The sequence below is a fragment of the Piscinibacter defluvii genome (assembly GCF_004011805.1).
Classification (GTDB): Bacteria; Pseudomonadota; Gammaproteobacteria; order Burkholderiales; family Burkholderiaceae_C; genus Piscinibacter; species Piscinibacter defluvii.
Genome location: NZ_ML137200.1, coordinates 24,393 through 42,483, shown reverse-complemented (window position 1 = coordinate 42,483; position 18,091 = coordinate 24,393). Strand labels below are relative to the sequence as shown.

20 protein-coding genes are annotated in these 18,091 nt (G+C 71.3%); 16 read left to right on the top strand and 4 right to left on the bottom strand.

The window, feature by feature from the left end; all coding sequences use genetic code 11:
• Nucleotides 1-10 precede the first annotated feature (10 nt).
• The 12 genes from D9C15_RS08655 to D9C15_RS08600 all read left to right on the top strand — a co-directional run bounded on the left by D9C15_RS08655 (nt 11) and on the right by D9C15_RS08600 (nt 10,160).
• On the top strand, nt 11-736 hold the full coding sequence (locus tag D9C15_RS08655; RefSeq protein ID WP_127997047.1) for a YebC/PmpR family DNA-binding transcriptional regulator: 726 nt from the start codon (nt 11-13) through the stop codon (nt 734-736).
• A gap of 3 nt (nt 737-739) precedes the next feature.
• Nucleotides 740-2,032 carry a phosphoribosylamine--glycine ligase gene (gene purD, locus D9C15_RS08650; RefSeq protein WP_127997046.1) on the top strand — a complete coding sequence of 431 codons (1,293 nt, stop codon included), beginning with the start codon at nt 740-742 and terminating at the stop codon, nt 2,030-2,032.
• Nucleotides 2,033-2,093: 61 nt separating this feature from the next.
• Entirely contained in the window at nt 2,094-2,690 is a 597-nt protein-coding gene (locus tag D9C15_RS08645) for a 1-acyl-sn-glycerol-3-phosphate acyltransferase (protein WP_240668336.1), read from the top strand.
• A complete protein-coding gene (gene hemF / locus D9C15_RS08640; protein ID WP_127997045.1) occupies nt 2,687-3,613 on the top strand; it encodes an oxygen-dependent coproporphyrinogen oxidase in 927 nt (308 codons plus the stop codon). Before D9C15_RS08645 ends, hemF begins: the two co-directional genes overlap by 4 nt.
• Nucleotides 3,610-4,200 carry a nicotinate-nucleotide adenylyltransferase gene (nadD, locus tag D9C15_RS08635; protein WP_127997044.1) on the top strand — a complete coding sequence of 197 codons (591 nt, stop codon included), beginning with the start codon at nt 3,610-3,612 and terminating at the stop codon, nt 4,198-4,200. The genes hemF and nadD overlap by 4 nt, the downstream gene beginning before the upstream one ends.
• Nucleotides 4,106-4,786: a ribosome silencing factor gene (gene rsfS, locus D9C15_RS08630; RefSeq protein ID WP_310734466.1), complete on the top strand. Its 681-nt coding sequence runs from the start codon at nt 4,106-4,108 to the stop codon at nt 4,784-4,786. Before nadD ends, rsfS begins: the two co-directional genes overlap by 95 nt.
• Nucleotides 4,783-5,250 (top strand): 23S rRNA (pseudouridine(1915)-N(3))-methyltransferase RlmH, encoded by a 468-nt coding sequence (gene rlmH / locus D9C15_RS08625; RefSeq protein ID WP_127997043.1) that lies wholly within the window; start codon nt 4,783-4,785, stop codon nt 5,248-5,250. Before rsfS ends, rlmH begins: the two co-directional genes overlap by 4 nt.
• Nucleotides 5,247-5,846: a Maf family protein gene (locus tag D9C15_RS08620; protein WP_127997042.1), complete on the top strand. Its 600-nt coding sequence runs from the start codon at nt 5,247-5,249 to the stop codon at nt 5,844-5,846. Before rlmH ends, D9C15_RS08620 begins: the two co-directional genes overlap by 4 nt.
• Before the next feature lie 23 nt (nt 5,847-5,869).
• A complete protein-coding gene (gene rng, locus D9C15_RS08615) occupies nt 5,870-7,348 on the top strand; it encodes a ribonuclease G (protein ID WP_127997041.1) in 1,479 nt (492 codons plus the stop codon).
• Between the two features lie 26 nt (nt 7,349-7,374).
• Nucleotides 7,375-8,031 carry an acetyltransferase gene (locus D9C15_RS08610; RefSeq protein ID WP_127997040.1) on the top strand — a complete coding sequence of 219 codons (657 nt, stop codon included), beginning with the start codon at nt 7,375-7,377 and terminating at the stop codon, nt 8,029-8,031.
• A 4-nt stretch (nt 8,032-8,035) separates the two neighbouring features.
• Entirely contained in the window at nt 8,036-9,256 is a 1,221-nt protein-coding gene (locus tag D9C15_RS08605; protein ID WP_127997039.1) for an aminotransferase class I/II-fold pyridoxal phosphate-dependent enzyme, read from the top strand.
• 1 nt (nt 9,257) lies between these two features.
• The gene (locus D9C15_RS08600) at nt 9,258-10,160 is read left to right on the top strand and encodes a hypothetical protein (RefSeq protein ID WP_127997038.1); all 903 of its coding nucleotides are present in this window, start codon (nt 9,258-9,260) and stop codon (nt 10,158-10,160) included.
• Here D9C15_RS08600 and D9C15_RS08595 read toward each other — a convergent pair whose 3' ends face one another.
• The 4 genes from D9C15_RS08595 to msbA are packed head-to-tail and all read right to left on the bottom strand — an operon-like array spanning nt 10,161 to nt 14,519.
• On the bottom strand, nt 10,161-11,069 hold the full coding sequence (locus D9C15_RS08595; RefSeq protein ID WP_127997037.1) for a glycosyltransferase family 2 protein: 909 nt from the start codon (nt 11,067-11,069) through the stop codon (nt 10,161-10,163).
• Nucleotides 11,066-11,644, bottom strand: coding sequence for a peroxidase-related enzyme (locus tag D9C15_RS08590; RefSeq protein WP_127997036.1), 579 nt, complete (start codon nt 11,642-11,644; stop codon nt 11,066-11,068). Before D9C15_RS08590 ends, D9C15_RS08595 begins: the two co-directional genes overlap by 4 nt.
• On the bottom strand, nt 11,641-12,750 hold the full coding sequence (locus D9C15_RS08585) for a glycosyltransferase family 9 protein (RefSeq protein ID WP_127997035.1): 1,110 nt from the start codon (nt 12,748-12,750) through the stop codon (nt 11,641-11,643). Before D9C15_RS08585 ends, D9C15_RS08590 begins: the two co-directional genes overlap by 4 nt.
• Before the next feature lie 11 nt (nt 12,751-12,761).
• A complete protein-coding gene (gene msbA / locus D9C15_RS08580) occupies nt 12,762-14,519 on the bottom strand; it encodes a lipid A export permease/ATP-binding protein MsbA (RefSeq protein WP_127997034.1) in 1,758 nt (585 codons plus the stop codon).
• A gap of 47 nt (nt 14,520-14,566) precedes the next feature.
• On the opposite strand from msbA, the gene D9C15_RS08575 reads away from it, so the two are divergent.
• From D9C15_RS08575 to ybgF, 4 genes are all read left to right on the top strand, one after another.
• Nucleotides 14,567-15,355 carry a glycosyltransferase family 2 protein gene (locus D9C15_RS08575; RefSeq protein WP_127997033.1) on the top strand — a complete coding sequence of 263 codons (789 nt, stop codon included), beginning with the start codon at nt 14,567-14,569 and terminating at the stop codon, nt 15,353-15,355.
• Nucleotides 15,356-15,402: 47 nt separating this feature from the next.
• Entirely contained in the window at nt 15,403-16,674 is a 1,272-nt protein-coding gene (gene tolB, locus D9C15_RS08570; protein WP_127997032.1) for a Tol-Pal system beta propeller repeat protein TolB, read from the top strand.
• Between the two features lie 64 nt (nt 16,675-16,738).
• Entirely contained in the window at nt 16,739-17,281 is a 543-nt protein-coding gene (gene pal, locus D9C15_RS08565; protein WP_127997031.1) for a peptidoglycan-associated lipoprotein Pal, read from the top strand.
• A gap of 10 nt (nt 17,282-17,291) precedes the next feature.
• Entirely contained in the window at nt 17,292-18,071 is a 780-nt protein-coding gene (gene ybgF, locus D9C15_RS08560; RefSeq protein WP_205854755.1) for a tol-pal system protein YbgF, read from the top strand.
• The last annotated feature ends 20 nt before the right edge of the window (nt 18,072-18,091 follow it).

The following is an 18,091-nucleotide window of genomic DNA, read 5'->3' as shown; positions in this document are numbered from 1 at the left end:
GAGGAGTCTTATGGCCGGGCATTCCAAGTGGGCCAACATCCAGCACCGCAAGGGCCGCCAGGACGAGAAGCGCGGCAAGGTCTGGACCCGCATCATCCGCGAGATCATGGTCGCCGCGCGCCAGGGCGGCGGCGACGTGGCCGCCAACCCGCGCCTGCGCCTGGCGGTGGACAAGGCCAAGGCGGCCAACATGCCGGGCGACACGATCAAGAAGAACATCGACAAGGCCACCGGCAACCTCGAGGGCGTCACCTACGAGGAGATCCGCTACGAGGGCTACGGCATCGGCGGCGCGGCGATCATCGTCGACTGCATGACCGACAACCGGGTGCGCACCGTGGCCGAGGTGCGCCACGCCTTCAGCAAGTACGGCGGCAACCTCGGCACCGAGGGCTCGGTGGCGTTCCAGTTCAAGCACTGCGGGCAGCTGGTGTTTGCCCCCGGCACGAGTGAAGACAAGGTGATGGAAGCCGCGCTCGAGGCCGGCGCCGAGGACGTGGTCACCGGTGACGACGGCTCCATCGAGGTGCTGACCGCGCCGCCCGACTTCGAGGCCGTGAAGAACGCGCTCGAGGCGGCCGGCCTGAAGCCCGAGATCGCCGAGGTGACGATGCGCGCCGAGAACACGATCGAACTCTCCGGCGAGGACGCGCAGCGCATGCAGAAGCTGCTGGACGTCATCGAGGACCTCGACGACGTGCAGGAGGTCTACCACAACGCCGGGATGGAAGGCTGAGGGATGAAGGTCCTCGTCATCGGCAGTGGCGGCCGCGAGCACGCGCTGGCCTGGAAGCTGGTGCAGTCGGCGCGGGTGCAGACCGTCTACGTCGCGCCGGGCAACGGCGGCACGGCGCTCGACAAGCGCCTGCACAACATCGCCTACACCGACTTCGAGGCGCTGGCCGATTTCGCGCAGGCCGAGAAGATCGCGCTCACCGTGGTCGGCCCGGAGGCGCCGCTGGCCGCCGGCGTGGTGGACCTGTTCCGCGCACGCGGGCTGCGGGTGTTCGGCCCCACCCGGGCGGCCGCGCAGCTGGAGAGTTCCAAGGCCTTCGCCAAGGCCTTCATGAAGCGCCACGGCATCCCGACCGCGCAGTACGAGACCTTCACCGATGCGGCCGCCGCGCATGCCTACGTCGACGGCCGCGGCGCGCCGATCGTCATCAAGGCCGACGGGCTGGCGGCCGGCAAGGGCGTGGTGGTGGCGACGACGCTGGCCGAAGCGCACCAGGCGATCGACTGGATGCTCACCGGCAACAGCGGCGACAACAAGCTCGGCGTGCAGCACAACGCGGGCGGCGCGCGCGTGGTGATCGAGGATTTTCTCGAGGGCGAGGAGGCCAGCTTCATCGTCGTCAGCGATGGCCGGCACGTGGTGCCGCTGGCCACCAGCCAGGACCACAAGCGCCTGCTCGATGCCGACCAGGGCCCGAACACCGGCGGCATGGGCGCCTACTCGCCCGCGCCGGTGGTCACGCCGAACGTGCATGCGCGGGTGATGCACGAGATCATCCTGCCCACGATCGCCGGCATGACGGCCGACGGCACGCCGTTCACCGGCTTCCTCTATGCCGGCCTGATGATCGACGCGCAGGGCCAGCCGCGCACGGTGGAGTTCAACGCACGCCTGGGCGACCCCGAGACGCAGCCGATCATGATGCGGCTGAAGAGCGACCTGTTCGAGCTGCTGATGCACGCCACCGACGGCACGCTCGACAAGGTCGAGCTCGAGTGGGACCGCCGCGTCGCGCTCGGCGTGGTGATGGCGGCGCACGGCTACCCGCTCGAGCCGCGCAAGGGCGACGCGATCAGCGGCCTCCCGCCCGAGGCGCCCGATGCGATCGTCTTCCACGCCGGCACCACGCTGCAGGACGGCCAGCTCGTCGCCAGCGGCGGGCGCGTGCTGTGCGTCACCGCGCTGGGCGATTCGGTGAAGCAGGCGCAGTCGCGCGCCTACGACACGCTCGCGAGCATCCGCTTCGACGGCGCCCAGTACCGCAGTGACATCGGCCACCGTGCCATTCGGCGTTGACCCCCTCCAGGGGGGCGCCGCTGGCGGTCCGGCGGAGCCGGGTCCGCCGCGGCCGCTCGAATTGACCGAGCGCCCGGTCCAGTTGCGCGGCAGCGCGCTGGCGCGCGCGCTGCTGCGCCTGGCCGGCTGGCGCATCCTGTTCGATGGGCTGCCCGCGGCGCAGGGCGTGGCGATCGTCTATCCGCACACCTCGAACTGGGACTTCGTCGTCGGGCTGCTCGCCAAGTGGGGCATCGGCATCCCGGTCACCTTCTGGGGCAAGGACTCGCTGTTCCGCATTCCGCTGCTCGGGCGCTGGATGCGCTGGCTGGGCGGCGTGCCGGTGGACCGCGCCAGCGCCCACGGCATCGTCGGGCAGATGGCGCAATCGCTGCGCGACGCGCGGCGCGACGGCCGCTTCCTGTGGCTGGCGCTGGCGCCGGAGGGCACGCGCAAGCACACCGACGGCTGGCGCTCGGGCTTCTACCACGTGGCATTGGCGGCGCAGGTGCCGCTCGGCCTGGTGTGCCTCGACTTCGCGCGCCGCGAAGTCGGCTTCAAGGGGTTCCTGGCGCTCGGCGGCGACCGCGAGGCCGACCTGGCCGCGATCGGCGCGACACTCGGTTCCTGCACCGGCCTGCGCCCCGCGCAGGCCTCACCCATCCGCCTCAAGCCATGATCGACATCCCGGCCGTCCGCGCCTACCTGCTCGACCTGCAGGAGCGCATCGTCAGTGCCGCGCAGAGCGCCGACGGCAAGCCCTTCCTCAGCGACGGCTGGACGCGTCCGACCGGCGGCCGCCTCGAGGGCGACGGCCTGTCGCGCCTGGTCGAGGAGGGCCACCTGCTCGAGCGCGGCGGCTGCAACTTCAGCCACGTCAAGGGCCAGTCGATGCCGCCCTCGGCCACGGCGCACCGGCCCGAGCTGGCCGGCGCGCCGTTCGAGGCGCTCGGGGTCTCGCTGGTGTTCCACCCGCGCAACCCGCATGTGCCCACGGTGCACATGAACGTGCGCTTCTTCGCCGCGCTGCCGCAGGGCCGCGAGCCGGTGGCCTGGTTCGGCGGCGGCATGGACCTGACGCCCTACTACGGCGTCGAGGAGGATGCGGCGCATTTCCACCGCAGCTGCCGCGACGCGCTGGCACCCTTCGGCGAGGACAAGTACCCGCGCTTCAAGCGCTGGTGCGACGAGTACTTCTTCCTCAAGCACCGCGGCGAGCCGCGCGGCATCGGCGGCGTGTTCTACGACGACTTCGCCGAGCTCGGCTTCGAGCGCAGCTTCGCGATGACGCGTGCCGTGGGCGATGCCTTTCTGAGCGCCTACCTCCCGATCGTCGAGCGCCGGCGCGACACGCCCTACGGCGAACGCGAGCGCGACTTCCAGGCCTACCGGCGCGGGCGCTACGTCGAGTTCAACCTGGTGTTCGACCGCGGCACGCTGTTCGGCCTGCAGTCGGGCGGGCGTACCGAGAGCATCCTGATGTCGATGCCGCCGATCGTGAAGTGGCGCTACGACTGGAAGCCGGAGGCCGGCACGCCCGAGGCGCGGCTGTACAGCGAGTTCCTGCGGCCGCGTGACTGGGCCGACTGGCAGGCGGCTTGAGCGGACGTCGGATCGGCCTGTTCGGCGGCACCTTCGATCCGCCGCACAACGCCCACGTTGCACTGGCCCATCGTGCGCTGGTGGACCTCGCGCTCGACGAACTGCGCTGGATCCCGGCCGGCCAGCCGTACCAGAAGGTGCGCGCCATCACCCCGGCCGCGCAGCGCGAGGCGATGGTGCGCGAGGCCATCGCAGGCGAGCCGCGCTTCGTCCTGGAGCGCTGCGAGCTCGAGCGCAGCGGGCCGAGCTACACCATCGACACCGTGCGTGCGCTGCAGGCGCGCCAGCCCGGCGCGCAGTGGTTCCTCCTGGTCGGCGCGGACCAGTACGCCGGCCTGCCCAGCTGGCACGACTGGCGCGACCTGCTCGCCCGCGTGACCCTCGCCGTGGCGCAGCGCCCGGGTGCCGCCGTGCCGGCCAGCGCCGAACTGCGCGCCGTGCCGGTGGCCGCCGTGGCGCTGCCGCCGATGGACGTCTCGGCCAGCGTGATCCGTGACCGCGTCGCCGCCGGTGCGCCGATCACCGATCTGGTGCCGCCCGGCGTCGCGAGCTATATTGACCGGCACCACCTCTATCGCCCGGGGTAACGAGGAGCACAAACTGGACATCCGCAAGCTGCAGCGCGCCATCGTCGACGGACTGGAAGACGTCAAGGCCCACAACATCGTCGTCTTCAACACCGAACACCTCTCGCCGCTGTTCGAACGCGTGATCATCGCGTCGGGCACGAGCAACCGGCAGACCAAGGCGCTGGCCTCCAGCGTGCGCGACGCAGTCAAGGCCAAGGGCGGCCCGGTCCCCCGCATGGAAGGCGAGGACAACGGCGAGTGGATCATCGTCGACTGTGGCGCCGCCGTCGTGCACGTGATGCAGCCCGCGATCCGCGACTACTACCACCTCGAGGAGATCTGGGGCGGCAAGCAGGTCAAGATGAAGGTCGAGCCCGAGCCGCTGAAGCTCGTCAAGGCGGCGGGTGACGCACCGGCGAAGAAGGCCGCGGCCAAGAAGGCGCCGGCGAAGAAGACCGCCGCGAAGAAGGTGCCGGCGACGGCGGCTGCCGCCAGGAAGGCCCCGGCGAAGAAGGCGCCGGCCAAGAAGGCCCCGGCCAAGAAGGTCGCTGCGAAGAAGACCCCTGCGGCGAAGAAGGCCCCGGCGCGCCCGCGCGCGCGATGAAGCTGGTGCTGGCGGCCGTCGGGCAACGCCAGCCGGCCTGGGCCGAGACGGCCTACGAGGAATTCGCCAAGCGCTTCCCGCCCGAGCTGCGGCTCGAGCTGAAGGCCGTCAAGGCCGAGCCGCGCGGCGGCAAGACGCCCGAGCAGCTGATGGCCGCCGAGGCGCTGCGCCTCGAGGCGGCCATTCCCAAGGGCGCGCGCCGCGTGGTGCTCGACGAACGCGGCGAGCGCCTCGCCACCGTGCAGCTGGCGCAGCGCCTGCAGGCCTGGATGCGCGACGGGCGCGACGTGGCGCTGCTGGTCGGCGGCCCGGACGGCCTCGCCCCCGCACTCAAGGCCAGCGCCGACGACACGCTGCGCCTGTCGGACCTGACGCTGCCGCACGCCTTCGTGCGCGTGCTGCTCGCCGAGGCGCTGTACCGTGCCTGGACCGTCACCGTGAACCACCCTTATCACCGCGAATGAGCCTCGTCTACCTTGCCTCCCAGAGCCCGCGCCGACGCCAGCTGCTCGAGCAGATCGGCGTCGCGCACTCGCTGCTGCTGCCCGGCCCCGACGAGGACGCCGAGGCGCTGGAGGCCGAGCGCGCCGGCGAGGCCCCCGTCGACTACGTGCGGCGCGTGACGCGCGCGAAGCTGCGCGCCGCGGTGCTGCGCCTGGCCGCCAGCGGGCGGCCGAAGGCGCCGGTGCTGTGCGCCGACACCACCGTGGCGATCGGACAGCGCATCCTCGGCAAGCCGCTGGACGCGGTGCAGGCACGCGAGATGCTGCAGCGCCTGTCCGGCCGCACCCACCGCGTGATGACCGCGGTGGGCGTGCACGACGGTCGGCGTGCGCGCTATGCGCTGAGCGACTCGAAGGTCCGCTTCGCACGCATCCCGGCGGCCGAGATCGAGCGCTACATCGCCGGCGGCGAGCCCTTCGGCAAGGCTGGCGCGTACGCGATCCAGAGCGGCATCGCGGCCTTCATCGAGCGCATCGAGGGTAGCTACTCCGGTATCATGGGTCTGCCGTTGTTCGAGACGGCCCAGCTGCTGAGGCACGCCGGCGTGCGCTTCTGACCGCGCCGAGGAATCACCGGCCCATGCAAGACATCCTGATCAACTGGGCCCCGCAGGAGACGCGGGTGGCCATCGTCGAGAACGGCGCGGTGCAGGAGCTGCACCTCGAGCGCGCGCTCGAGCGCGGGCTGGTCGGCAACATCTACGCCGGCAAGGTGGCCCGCGTGCTGCCGGGCATGCAGTCGGCCTTCGTCGACATCGGCCTGGAGCGCGCCGCCTTCCTGCACGTGGCCGACGTGCACGTGCCCGGCACGCCGCCGCGCGGCGAGAACGGCAACCTGCCGCCGGCGCCGATCGAGCGCCTGGTGTTCGAGGGCCAGACGCTGATGGTGCAGGTCATCAAGGACGCCATCGGCACCAAGGGCGCGCGGCTGTCCACGCAGATCAGCATCGCCGGCCGGCTGCTGGTGTTCCTGCCGCAGGACGACCACATCGGCATCTCGCAGAAGATCGGCTCGCACGAGCTGCGCGAGCAGCTGCGCACGCGCATGACGCGACTGGCCGCGCGGCCCGACGGCGGCGCCACCGGCGGATTCATCCTGCGCACCAACGCGGAGGAGGCGAGCGACGAGGAGCTCGCCGACGACATCGCGTATCTCCGCAAGACCTGGGCTGCGGTGCGCGAGAAGGGCTTCAGCTCGCCGCCGGGCACGCTGCTGCACCAGGACCTGAGCCTGGTCGAGCGGGTGCTGCGCGACCTGGCCAACGACCAGACGGCCTCGATCCGCATCGACTCGAAGATGCAGTTCGACATCCTGAAGGCCTTCGGCGAGGAGTACACGCCGGGCTCGGCCGGCAAGCTCGAGCACTACCGCGGCGAGCGGCCGATCTTCGACCTGTTCAACATCGACGCCGAGATCGCCAAGGCGCTCGCGCGGCGCGTGGACCTGAAGAGCGGCGGCTACCTGATCATCGACCAGACCGAGGCGCTGACGACGATCGACGTCAACACCGGCGGCTTCGTCGGCGCGCGCAACTTCGACGACACGATCTTCAAGACCAACCTCGAGGCGGCGCTGGCCATCGCGCGCCAGCTGCGGCTGCGCAACCTGGGCGGCATCATCATCATCGACTTCATCGACATGGCGCGCGAGGAGCACCAGACCGCGGTGCTGGCCGAGCTGCGCAAGCAGCTGGCGCGCGACCGCACCAAGATCACGGTGAGCGGCTTCACGCAGCTGGGGCTCGTCGAGATGACACGCAAGCGCACGCGCGAGAGCCTGGCGCACATGCTGTGCCAGCCTTGCCCCACCTGCGAAGGCAAGGGCCAGGTGAAGACGGCGCGCAGCGTGTGCTACGACATCCTGCGCGAGATCCTGCGTGAGGCGCGCCAGTTCAACCCGAAGGAGTTCCGCGTCATCGCCAGCGCGGCGGTGGTGGAGATGCTGCTGGACGAGGAGTCGCAGCACCTGGCGGGGCTCTCCGACTTCATCGGCAAGCCGATCTCGCTGCGCTCCGAGCCGTTTGCCTCGCCGGAGCAGTACGACATCGTGCTGATGTAGCGCACCGTTCAGCCAGGAGACCCGTCATGATCCTGTACGGCATCGTCGGCGCCGGCGGCTTCGGCCGCGAGGTGATGCCCGTCGCGCAGCAGATGCTCGCGGCGCGGCATGCGCCGGGCGAATTCGAGGCGGTGTTCGTGGTCGAGTTCGGCGCCGCCGGGCCGGTCAACGGCCACCGCGTGCTCGACGCCGAGACCTTCCTCGCCGCGGGCGGCGAGCGCCGCTTCAACATCGCCATCGCCGACCACCAGGCGCGCCGGCGCATCGCCGACCGCTTCATCGCCGCGGGCGCGGCGCCGTTCGACGTGGTGGCGGCCAACAGCGTGCAGCTTGCGGGCAACCGCATCGGCGAGGGCGCGATCCTGTGCCCGTTCACGACCGTGACCTCCAACGCGACCATCGGCCGCTTCTTTCACGCCAACATCTACTCGTACGTGGCGCACGACTGCGTGATCGGCGACTTCGTCACCTTCGCGCCGGGCGTGATGTGCAACGGCCGCGTGCGCATCGAGGACCATGCCTACATCGGCACCGGCGCCGTGCTGCGCGAGGGCGCGCCGGACCGGCCGGTGGTGATCGGCGCCGGCGCGGTGGTCGGCATGGGCGCGGTGGTCACGAAGAGCGTGCCGCCCGGCGCCACCGTGGTGGGCAATCCGGCGGCGCCGCTGGCCAGGAAGGGATGAACGCTTGAGCACCGCGACCAAGTCCTCGCTCGACGCGCTGGCCGTGTTCGGCGGCGCGCCGGCCTTCGAGCGCAAGCTGCACGTCGGCCAGCCCAACCTGGGCGACCGCGCCTACTTCCTGCAGCGTGTCGAGCGCATCCTCGATTCGCGCTGGTTCACCAACAACGGCGAGTGCGTGCAGGAGCTCGAGCGCGAACTGGCCGCCTTCCTCGGCGTGCGCAACGTCATCGCCGTCTGCAACGCGACCATCGGCCTGGAGATCGCGATCCGCGCGCTGCCGATGAGCGGCGAGGTGATCGTGCCGGCGATGACCTTCATCGCCACCGCGCACGCGCTGCAGTGGCAGCAGATCACGCCGGTGTTCTGTGACATCGACCCGGCCACCCACGTGCTCGACCCGGTGGAGGTGGAGAAGCTGATCACCGACCGCACCACCGGCATCCTCGGCGTGCACGTCTGGGGCCGCGAGTGCAACATCGACGCGCTGGACGACATCGCGCGGCGCCACGGCCTGCACCTGATGTTCGATGCGGCGCATGCCTTCGGCTGCTCGCACCGCGGCCGCATGATCGGCGGCTTCGGCCGGGCCGAGGTGTTCAGCTTCCACGCCACCAAGTTCTTCAACTCCTTCGAGGGCGGCGCGATCGCGACGGACGACGACGCGCTGGCGAAGAAGATCCGGCTGATGACCAACTTCGGCTTCGCCGGCTACGACAACGTGGTGCACATCGGCACCAACGGCAAGATGAGCGAGGTGTCGGCCGCGATGGGCCTGACCTCGCTGCGCGCGCTGCCCGAGTTCGTCGAGACGAACCGGCGCAACCACCACGCCTACCGGGAACGGCTGGCGTGCATCCCCGGCATGCAGCTGTTCGCCTACGACGAGGCCGAGCGCTGCAACTGGCAGTACGTGGTGGTCGAGTACACGCCGGCGCCGGGCGGGCCGAGCCGCGACCAGTTGGTCGAGGCGCTGTGGGCCGAGAACGTGATGGCGCGCAAGTACTTCTGGCCCGGCTGCCACCGCATGGAGCCCTACCGCACGCTCTACCCGCGCGCCGCGGCACGCCTGCCGCACACCGACGCGGTGGCCGCCAGGCTGCTGATCCTGCCCACCGGCACCGGCGTGTCGGGCGAGGACATCCAGCGCCTGTGCGACCTGCTGGCGCTGATGGTCGGGCAGGGCCCGGCGCTGCGCGAGCGGCTCGCGGGCCGAACCTCCGGCTGAGATGCCCCGCCGCTTCATCGTCTTCGCCGACAGCTTCGACGAGAACAACGGCGGCGTGATCGCGCTGCACCGGCTGTGCGACCTGCTGAACCGCGGCGGCCAGCAGGCGCGGCTGTGGCCGGCGCGCAAGCCGCTCTACGACGAGGCGCACCGCGGCGAGTACGCGCTGGCCGCCTGGCGCTGGTACCGCCGCGCCTGGCGCCGCCCGTATCGCACCTGCCCGGTGTTTCACACACCGCTGGCCACGCGGGCCGACCTGGAAGGCGCGATCGTCGTCTACCCCGAGATCGTGCACGGCAACCCTCTGCGCGCGCGGCACGTGGTGCGCTGGCTGCTGCACAAGCCGGGCTTCCACAAGGGCCGGGTCGAGTACGGCCCCGACGACCGCTACTTCTTCTACCAGAAGGCCTTCGACGACCCGGCGCTCAACCCCGACGGCGGCGACAACCTGCTCAAGACCGTCTGGGTACGCGACGACGTCTACAAGACCGTCAACACCGGCGCGCGCCGCGGCAGCGCCTACATCCTGCGCAAGGGCAAGGGCCGCACGCTGGTGCACGACCTGAAGGACTCGGTGCTGGTCGACAAGCTGCCGCATTCGCAGCTCGCCCAGGTGTTCAACCGCGTGCAGACCTGCATCTCGTACGACGCCTACACCATGTACTCGCTGTACGCGGCGCTGTGCGGCTGCGTCTCGATCGTCGTGCCCGAGCCCGGCGTCACGAAGGAACAGTGGTACCCGGACCCGAAGGACCGCTACGGCCTGGCCTACGGCTTCGACGACATCGCCCACGCGATCGAGACCCAGCCGCTGCTGCTGCCGCACCTGAAGGCGCAGGAGTCGCGCAGCAACGCGAGCGTGCAGGCCTTCGTCGAGAAGTGCGAGCGCTACTTTCCCGCCTGATCAGGCGTCGGGCTCGAAGCAGTGCGCGCGGCGCAGGTGGCGCCAGGCCATCAGCGCCGCTCCGGCCCGCGCGGCGTGGCGCATCGCGCGCTCGCGCTGCAGCGTCAGCAGCATGAAGGGCAGGGCCAGTGCGCTGGCCAGCCCGCTGCGCAGCGCCAGCGCCACGCAGGCGCCGGTGCCGAACACCTTGCGCGTCAGGTAGAGCTTGGACAGCGTCATGCAGTAGATGCGCCGCAGCGTCGTGCGTGCGCTCGGCGTGCTCGACTGGCGCACCCGGTGCCGCATGCGCGCCTGCGGCACGACCAGGATGGGCAGGCCCGCCGCACGCACCCGCAGGCACAGCTCGTCGTCCTCGAAGTAGAGGAAGAACCACGGGTCGAAGAAGCCCACCCGGCGCATCAGCGCCATGTTCAGCAGCATCGCCGCGCCGGTGACGAACTCGGCGCACAGCTCGCCCGCCGGCTCGGGCGCGGGCCGCGACGCCGGCGCATGCCAGGGGCCGCGGAAGAAGTCGGCGATCACCGGCGGGGCGTCGCCTTCCTGGTCCCACAACGCGGGGGCGATGATGGCCGCCTCGGGGTGGCGTTGCGCCGCCTCGTGCAGCGCCCACAACGTGCCGGGCTCGAGCCGTGCGTCCGGGTTGTGCAGCAGCGCCCAGGGCGTGCTCACGGCCTCCAGGCCGAGGTTGTTGGCGCGGCCGAAGCCGAGGTTGCGGCCGGCCTCGATCAGCGTGGCGCCCGGCAGCAGCTCGCGCACGCGCGCCACGGTGTCGTCGGCGCTGCGGTTGTCGACCACCACCACCGCCGGGCAGTCCGCCAGCGGCGGCAGCGACCAGCCGAGGATGCCGGCACTGTTGTAGGTCACCAGCACCGGCGTGATGTCCGGCGGCGCGCCGGCGCGCTCGGTCATGGGCGCGGAACGCGGCCCAGCAGGAAGAACTCCGGATTCGGCTGCATCGACGTGAGGTTGGCCATGCGGTTGGACAGCCCGAACAGTGCGGTGATCGCGCCGATGTCCCAGGCATCCTCGTCGCTGAAGCCGTGTGCGCGCAGCGCGGCGAAATCGTCCTCGCCGACGGCTGCGGAATCGAGGCAGACCTTGAGCGCGAAGTCGAGCATCGCGCGCTGGCGCGGCGTGATGTCGGCCTTGCGGTAGTTCACCGCCACCTGGTCCGCGAGCAGCGGGTTCTTCTCGTAGATGCGCAGGATCGCGCCATGCGCCACCACGCAGTAGAGGCACTGGTTCGCGCCGCTGGTGGCCACCACGATCATCTCCTTCTCGCCCTTGGAGAGGCCCGAGGGGCGCAGCATCAGCGCGTCGTGGTAGGCGAAGAAGGCGCGGAACTCGTCGGGCCGGTGCGCCAGCGCGAGGAACACGTTGGGCACGAAACCCGACTTCTCCTGCACCTGCAGGATGCGCTCGCGCACGTCCGACGGAAGCGTGTCGAGGGCGGGAACGGGGTAGCGGCTGATCGGCAGCGTCATGGGATCTCCGGGGCGGCGGTGCCGCGGTGCTGGTGCCAGTGGGCGAGCGCCTGGGCATCCGGCGCCTCGGCGCGGGTGGGCGGCAGCGCCCGCGCGACGTGGCCGGCGTCCAGCGCCGCGATGCAGGGGCACGCGCCATTCTGGCACCGCCGCCGGCAATGCCGGTCGACCTGCACGCTCAGCGCCTTCGGGCCGAGTGCGGCCCAGCGCTCGATGCCGAGCCCCTTGCGCGGCACGTACAGGCCGAGTGCCGGCGTGCCCAGCGCGGCCGCCAGGTGCAACGGCCCGGTGCTGCAGGCGACGATGGCGCGCGCGCGGCCGAGCAGGGCGGCAAGCTGGGTCAGGTCGAGCCGGCCGAAGGCGTCGTGCACGCCGGCAGGCCGCTCGATCGGCGGCCAGGCGGCGGCGAAGCGCACGCCCTCGGCGGCCGAGCCGGTGAACACCACCGGGCTGCGCAGCGCCGCCAGTTCGCCGGCGAGCGTGCGCCAGTGCGCTTCGGGCCATTCGCGCGCATGGCCCATCGAATAGGGGTGCAGCACCACCGGCGTCGCGGGCAGGTCCAGCGGCAATGGGGCGGCCGGTGCGTCCAGCTGCAGGCTGTGCGCGAGTTCGACGCTGCTTGCCGGCGCGCCGGCGCCGAAAGGTGCGAGCAGGCGCAGGTGGCGCTGCACCTCGTGGCGCGGGCGCCCGAACACGCTGGTGCGCACCAGGTGGTTGGCCCAGCGCGGGCGCTGCCGGGCGATCGTCATGCCGATGCGCAGCGGTACGCGCGCCAGGCGCTCGGCGCCGCCGAAGAACTCGGCGCCCAGGTCGCCGATCGCCAGGATCGCGTCGAAGCGCGCCGGGTCGAAGGCGTCCGGGTAGTCCTCGAAGGCCTCGAACCCGGCCACGCCCATCGCCTGCACGATGCCGGCGTAGGCGCGCCGCCCGAGCCAGCGGACCTGCGTGCCCGGGCTCGCCTGCTGCAGGCGGCGCAGCAGGGGCAGCGCCAGCACCGTGTCGCCCAGCCCGCCCGGGCCGACGATCAGCAGCCGGCCCGGCCACGGCAGCCGCGCGCGGCGCGCGTCCAGCGCGTCGAGCAGGCCCCAGCGCACGATGCCCGGCATGGTGCTGGGGCTCAGCCGCGGAATTGCAGCGCGTGCAGCCGCGCGTAGAGCCCGCCGCGCGCCAGCAGCTCGGCATGCGGCCCCTGCTCGACCACGCGCCCGGCCTCCAGCGCGACGATGCGGTCGGCGTTCTCGATGGTCGAGAGCCGGTGCGCGATGACGATGCTGGTGCGCCCGCGCATCAGCCGCGCCAGCGCCTGCTGCACCAGGCGCTCGGACTCGGAATCGAGCGCCGAGGTGGCCTCGTCGAGGATCAGCACCGGCGCGTCCTGGTAGATGGCGCGGGCGATCGCCAGGCGCTGGCGCTGCCCGCCCGAGAGCTGGCTGCCGTTGTGGCCCACCGGGCTGTCGATCCCGGCCGGCAGCGTCTGCACGAAGTCCCACAGGTTGGCGTCGCGCAGCGCGGACTCGACCCGCGCGCGGTCCACCTCGCGGCCGAGCGCCACGTTGGCCGCCACGCTGTCGTTGAACAGCACCACGTCCTGGCTGACCAGCGCGAACTGGCGCCGCAGCGCATGCGGCGACCATTGCGCCAGCGGCACGCCGTCGAGCAGCACCGCGCCGTCCTGGGCATCGACGAAGCGCGGCAGCAGGTTGATCAGGCTGGTCTTGCCGGCGCCCGAGGGCCCGACCAGGGCGACGGATTCGCCGGCCGCGATCGCCAGGTCCACGCCGTCCAGCGCGGGCGGCTGGTCGTCGCGGTAGCGCAGGCTCACGCCCTGCAGCCGCAGTTCGCCGCGGGCGCGGCCCGGGTCGTGCGTGCCGCCGTGCTCGACCGGTGTCTCGTCGATCAGGCGCAGCGAGCGCTCGAACGACACCAGCCCGCGCGTGATGAAGCCCGACACCTCCGACAGCCGCTTGACCGGCGCGATCAGCATCAGCATCGCGGTGATGAAGGCGACGAAGCCGCCGATCGTCGTGCCCGACGCGCGGCTCTGCCACAGGGCGACGGTCAGCACGGTCGACAGCGCGATCGCCGCCAGCACCTGGGTCAGCGGCGTCATCAGCCCGGCCGCGACCACCGACTTGATCGACAGCCGGCGCAGCCGCTCGCTCGCGTCGGCGAAGCGGCGCTGCTGCGAGGGCCCGGCCTCGTGCAGCCGCACGATGCGCCAGGCCAGCACGTTCTCCTCCACCACGTAGGCGAGCTCATCGGTGGCCTTCTGGCTGTCCACGGTCAGGCGGTGCAGGCGGCGCGTCAGCGTGCGCATGGTCACCGCGACGGCCGGGAACAGCACGCCGGCCAGCAGCGTCAGCTGCCAGTTCAGCCACAGCAGGTAGAACATCAGTGCGATCAGCGTCAGCGCGTCCTTGATCGCCGAGAGCATCGAGTTGACGACGTAGAACGCGCCGTTCTGCACCTCGTAGACCAGCGTGTTGGTCAGCGCGCTGGCGTTCTGCCGCGCGAACAGCGGCGGTGCGGCATCCAGCAGGCGCGCGAACATCGCCCCGCGCAGGCCGAGGATGCAGCGCTGCGCGGCCCAGTTCAGCGCGTACTGCGCCACGAAGCCGGCTGCGCCGCGCAGCGCGAACAGGCCGACGATGACCAGCGGCACGAGCCACAGCGGCAGCGCGCCGGCCTGGAAGCCCTGGTCGAGCAGCGGCTTCATCAGCGCGGGCACCAGCGGCTCGGTGAGCGCCGCCACCACCATGCCCAGCGCCGCCACCGCCAGCGCGCCGCGGCTGTCGTGGAAGTAGGGCAGCACCCGGGCAAGGCGCTGCATCATCGGGGCGGGGGTCTCGGGCGCGGGCGCGGCGGGCGTCGACATGCGGCCGGGATTATCCCCTGCGGCACGCGCCTACAATGCGCGCCGCGATGCCGACCGTCTCGCTCTACATCATCGCCTACAACGAAGCGGAGAAGATCCGCGAGGCCATCGCCACCGCCCTGTGGGCCGACGAGATCGTGCTCGTCGACTCGCACAGCACCGACGGCACGGCCGAGATCGCCCGCAGCATGGGCGCGCGCGTGGTCGACGTCGAGTTCAAGGGCTTCGGCGACCTGCGCAACCAGGCCATCTCGCACTGCACCGGCGACTGGATCTTCAGCCTCGATTCCGACGAGCGCTGCACGCCCGAGGTGAGGGACGAGGTGCGCGCCCTCATGGCCGACCCGAACGCGCTCGATGCCTACCTCGTGCCGCGGCGCAACTTCTTCATGGGGCGCTGGATCCGGCACTCCGGGTGGTATCCGAACTTCCGCCAGCCGCAGCTGTTCCGGCGCGGCGCGATGGCCTACACGCTGGAGCCCGTTCACGAGGGTTACCGCCTGCTCACGGACAAGCCGCTCGGGCGGCTGAAGAATGCGATATGGCAGTTCCCGTTCCGCAACCTGCACGAGGTGATCCGCAAGTTCGACCGCTACTCCGATCTCGGCGCGGCCAAGGTCAAGCCGGGCCGCGCGTCGATGCCGCGCGCACTGGCCAGTGCCTTCTGGGCCTTCGTCAAGCACTGGATCTTCAAGCGCGGCCTGCTCGACGGCTGGCCCGGCTTCGTTATCGCCTTCGCCTACGGCGAGCAGACCTTCTACCGCTACGCCAAGCGCTGGGAGCAGGACGCCGGCTGGAAACCGCCCGTGCAGCCGCCGGTGCGGCGCGCCGATTGAACCGACGATTGAACTGATTGCCGCAAAACGGATCAGCCTCCACCACCATGCTGAACAGAAGAACATTGATCGCCGCCGGCCTGGGCCTGCCGGGCGCAGCGGCGCTGGCGCAGTTCCGCGTCGAGATCTCCGGCGTCGGTGCCACGCAGCTGCCCATCGCCGTCACGCGCTTCCGCGACGAGGAGAAGGCCCCGCAGCCGGTGGCCGCGATCGTGCGCGCCGACCTGGAGCGCAGCGGCTACTTCCGCCCGATCGACGGCAACGGCACCGCGCTCGACGAGACCAGCCGGCCGGTGATGAGCGACTGGCGCGCGAAGAACGTCGACGCGCTGGCCGCCGGCTCGATGCTCAAGCTGGCCGACGGCCGCTACGACGTGCGCTTCAAGCTGTGGGACGTGGTCAAGGGCAGCGACCTGGGCGGCCAGGCCAGCGCCGTCGACCCGGCCGACCTGCGCCTGGCCGCGCACCGCATCGCCGACATCATCTACGAGAAGCTGACCGGCGACCGCGGCGTGTTCTCCACCCGCATCGCCTACGTCACCAAGGGCGGCGGGCGCTACACGCTGCGCGTGGCCGATGCCGACGGCGAGGGTGGCCAGGTGGCGCTGAACAGCCCCGAGCCGATCATCTCGCCGAGCTGGTCGCCCAACGGGCTGGAGCTGGCCTACGTGTCCTTCGAGAACCAGAAGGCGGTGATCTACGCGCAGGAGGTCGCCACCGGCAAGCGCCGCGTGGTGGCCAACTTCCGCGGCAGCAACAGCGCGCCGGCCTGGGCGCCCGACGGCAGCACGATGGTGGCCACGCTCTCGCGCGAGGGCGGCTCGCAGCTGTTCCTGATGGACCGCAACGGCGGCAACGTGCGGCGCCTGACCAGCAGCTCGTCGATCGACACCGAGCCGGTGTTCAGCGCCGACGGCAAGACCATCTACTTCATCAGCGACCGCAGCGGCGGCCCGCAGATCTACCGCGTCGGCGCGGGCGGCGGCAACCCGGAGCGCATCACCTTCGTCGGCAGCTACAACGTCAGCCCGGCGATCAGCCCGGACGGTCGCACGCTTGCTTACATCTCGCGCTCGGGCAACGTGTTCCGGCTGCATACTCTCGATCTTTCGCCCGGAGCCCAGCCCGTTGCGCTGACCGACACGGTCGACGACGAGAGCCCGAGCTTCGCGCCCAACGGCAAGCTGATCATCTATGCCACCCGTGCCGACGGCCGCGACGTGCTGATGACGACCACCCTGGACGGCCGCATCAAGGCGCGGCTGGTATCCACCACCGCCGACGTGCGCGAGCCCGCCTGGGGCCCGTACGGCCGCTGAGGCGGGCCCGCACGGTCCCGCAACGATCCACGATTTCCCCACCGACCCGAAGAGGAGCCCACCGATGAAAGCCCCCACCTCCCTGCGTTCCACCCCCGCCGCCCTCGTGGCGCTGGCCGCGCTCGTGCTGGCCGGCTGCTCGAGCACGCCGCTGACCGAGACCCCCGCGCCGGTCGAGACCCGCACCGGCGGCGCCGTCGCGCCGGGAAGCGGCGCCGGCGCGCAGAGCCGCGTCACGCCGGTCGACGTGGCCAAGACCGACAGCACCGCGCTGACCAACCTGCCGCGCCTGGTCTACTTCGACTTCGACAGCTACGTCGTCAAGGACGAGTTCCGCGGCACGGTGGAAGCCAACGCCAAGGTGCTGACGGCCGACCGCAAGAAGAAGGTCTCGATCGAGGGCCACACCGACGAGCGCGGCAGCCGCGAGTACAACCTCGCGCTCGGCCAGCGCCGCGCCGAGGCGGTGGCCAGGTCGCTCGCGCTGCTGGGCGCGCAGAACACGCAGGTCGAGGCGGTCAGCTACGGCGAGGAGCGCCCGGCGGAGAACGGCCACGACGAGGCGGCCTGGGCGAAGAACCGCCGCGCCGAGCTGGTCTATCGTTGAGGAGCGCGTGATGTCGCAGATGCCGCGTGCACTCGCCGCAATCGGCCTGGCTGCCACCCTCTGGGTGCCGGCGCACGCCGGCATCTTCGACGACGACGAGGCGCGCAAGGCCATCCTGGACCTGCGCGCCAAGCTCGAGGCGAGCAACGAGGCCCACCGCGCCAAGCAGGCCGAGCTGAACCAGAAGATGGCCGACCAGCTCGAGCAGCTGCGCCGCAGCCTGCTCGACCTGAACAACCAGATCGAGGGCCTGCGCGGCGACATGGCGCGCATGCGCGGCGAGAACGAGCAGCTCACGCGCGACGTGGCCGAGCTGCAGCGCAAGCAGAAGGACGTGACCACCGGCATCGACGAGCGCATCCGCAAGCTCGAACCGGTCAAGGTCAGCCTCGACGACCGCGAGTTCCTCGCCGACCCGGAGGAGAAGCGGCTGTACGACGATGCCTTCGGTCTGATCCGCAAGAGCGACTTCAACGCGGCCGCGCCGGCGCTGGCGAGCTTCCTGCGCCGCTTCCCGGCCAGCGGCTACGTGCCCTCGGCCACCTTCTGGCTCGGCAACGCGCAGTACGGCCGGCGCGAGTACAAGGAGGCGATCGCCTCGTTCCGCTCGCTGGTGGCCAGCAGCCCGGACCACCCCAAGGCCCCCGAGGCGCTGCTGGCCATCGCGAACTGCCAGATCGAACTGAAGGATGCCAAGGGCGCGCGCCGCACGATCGGCGAGCTGGTGCAGCAGTATCCCAAGTCCGAGGCCGCCCAGGCCGGACGCGAGCGGCTCGCGGCCCTGAAGTAGGCGCTGCATAGAATCGACCT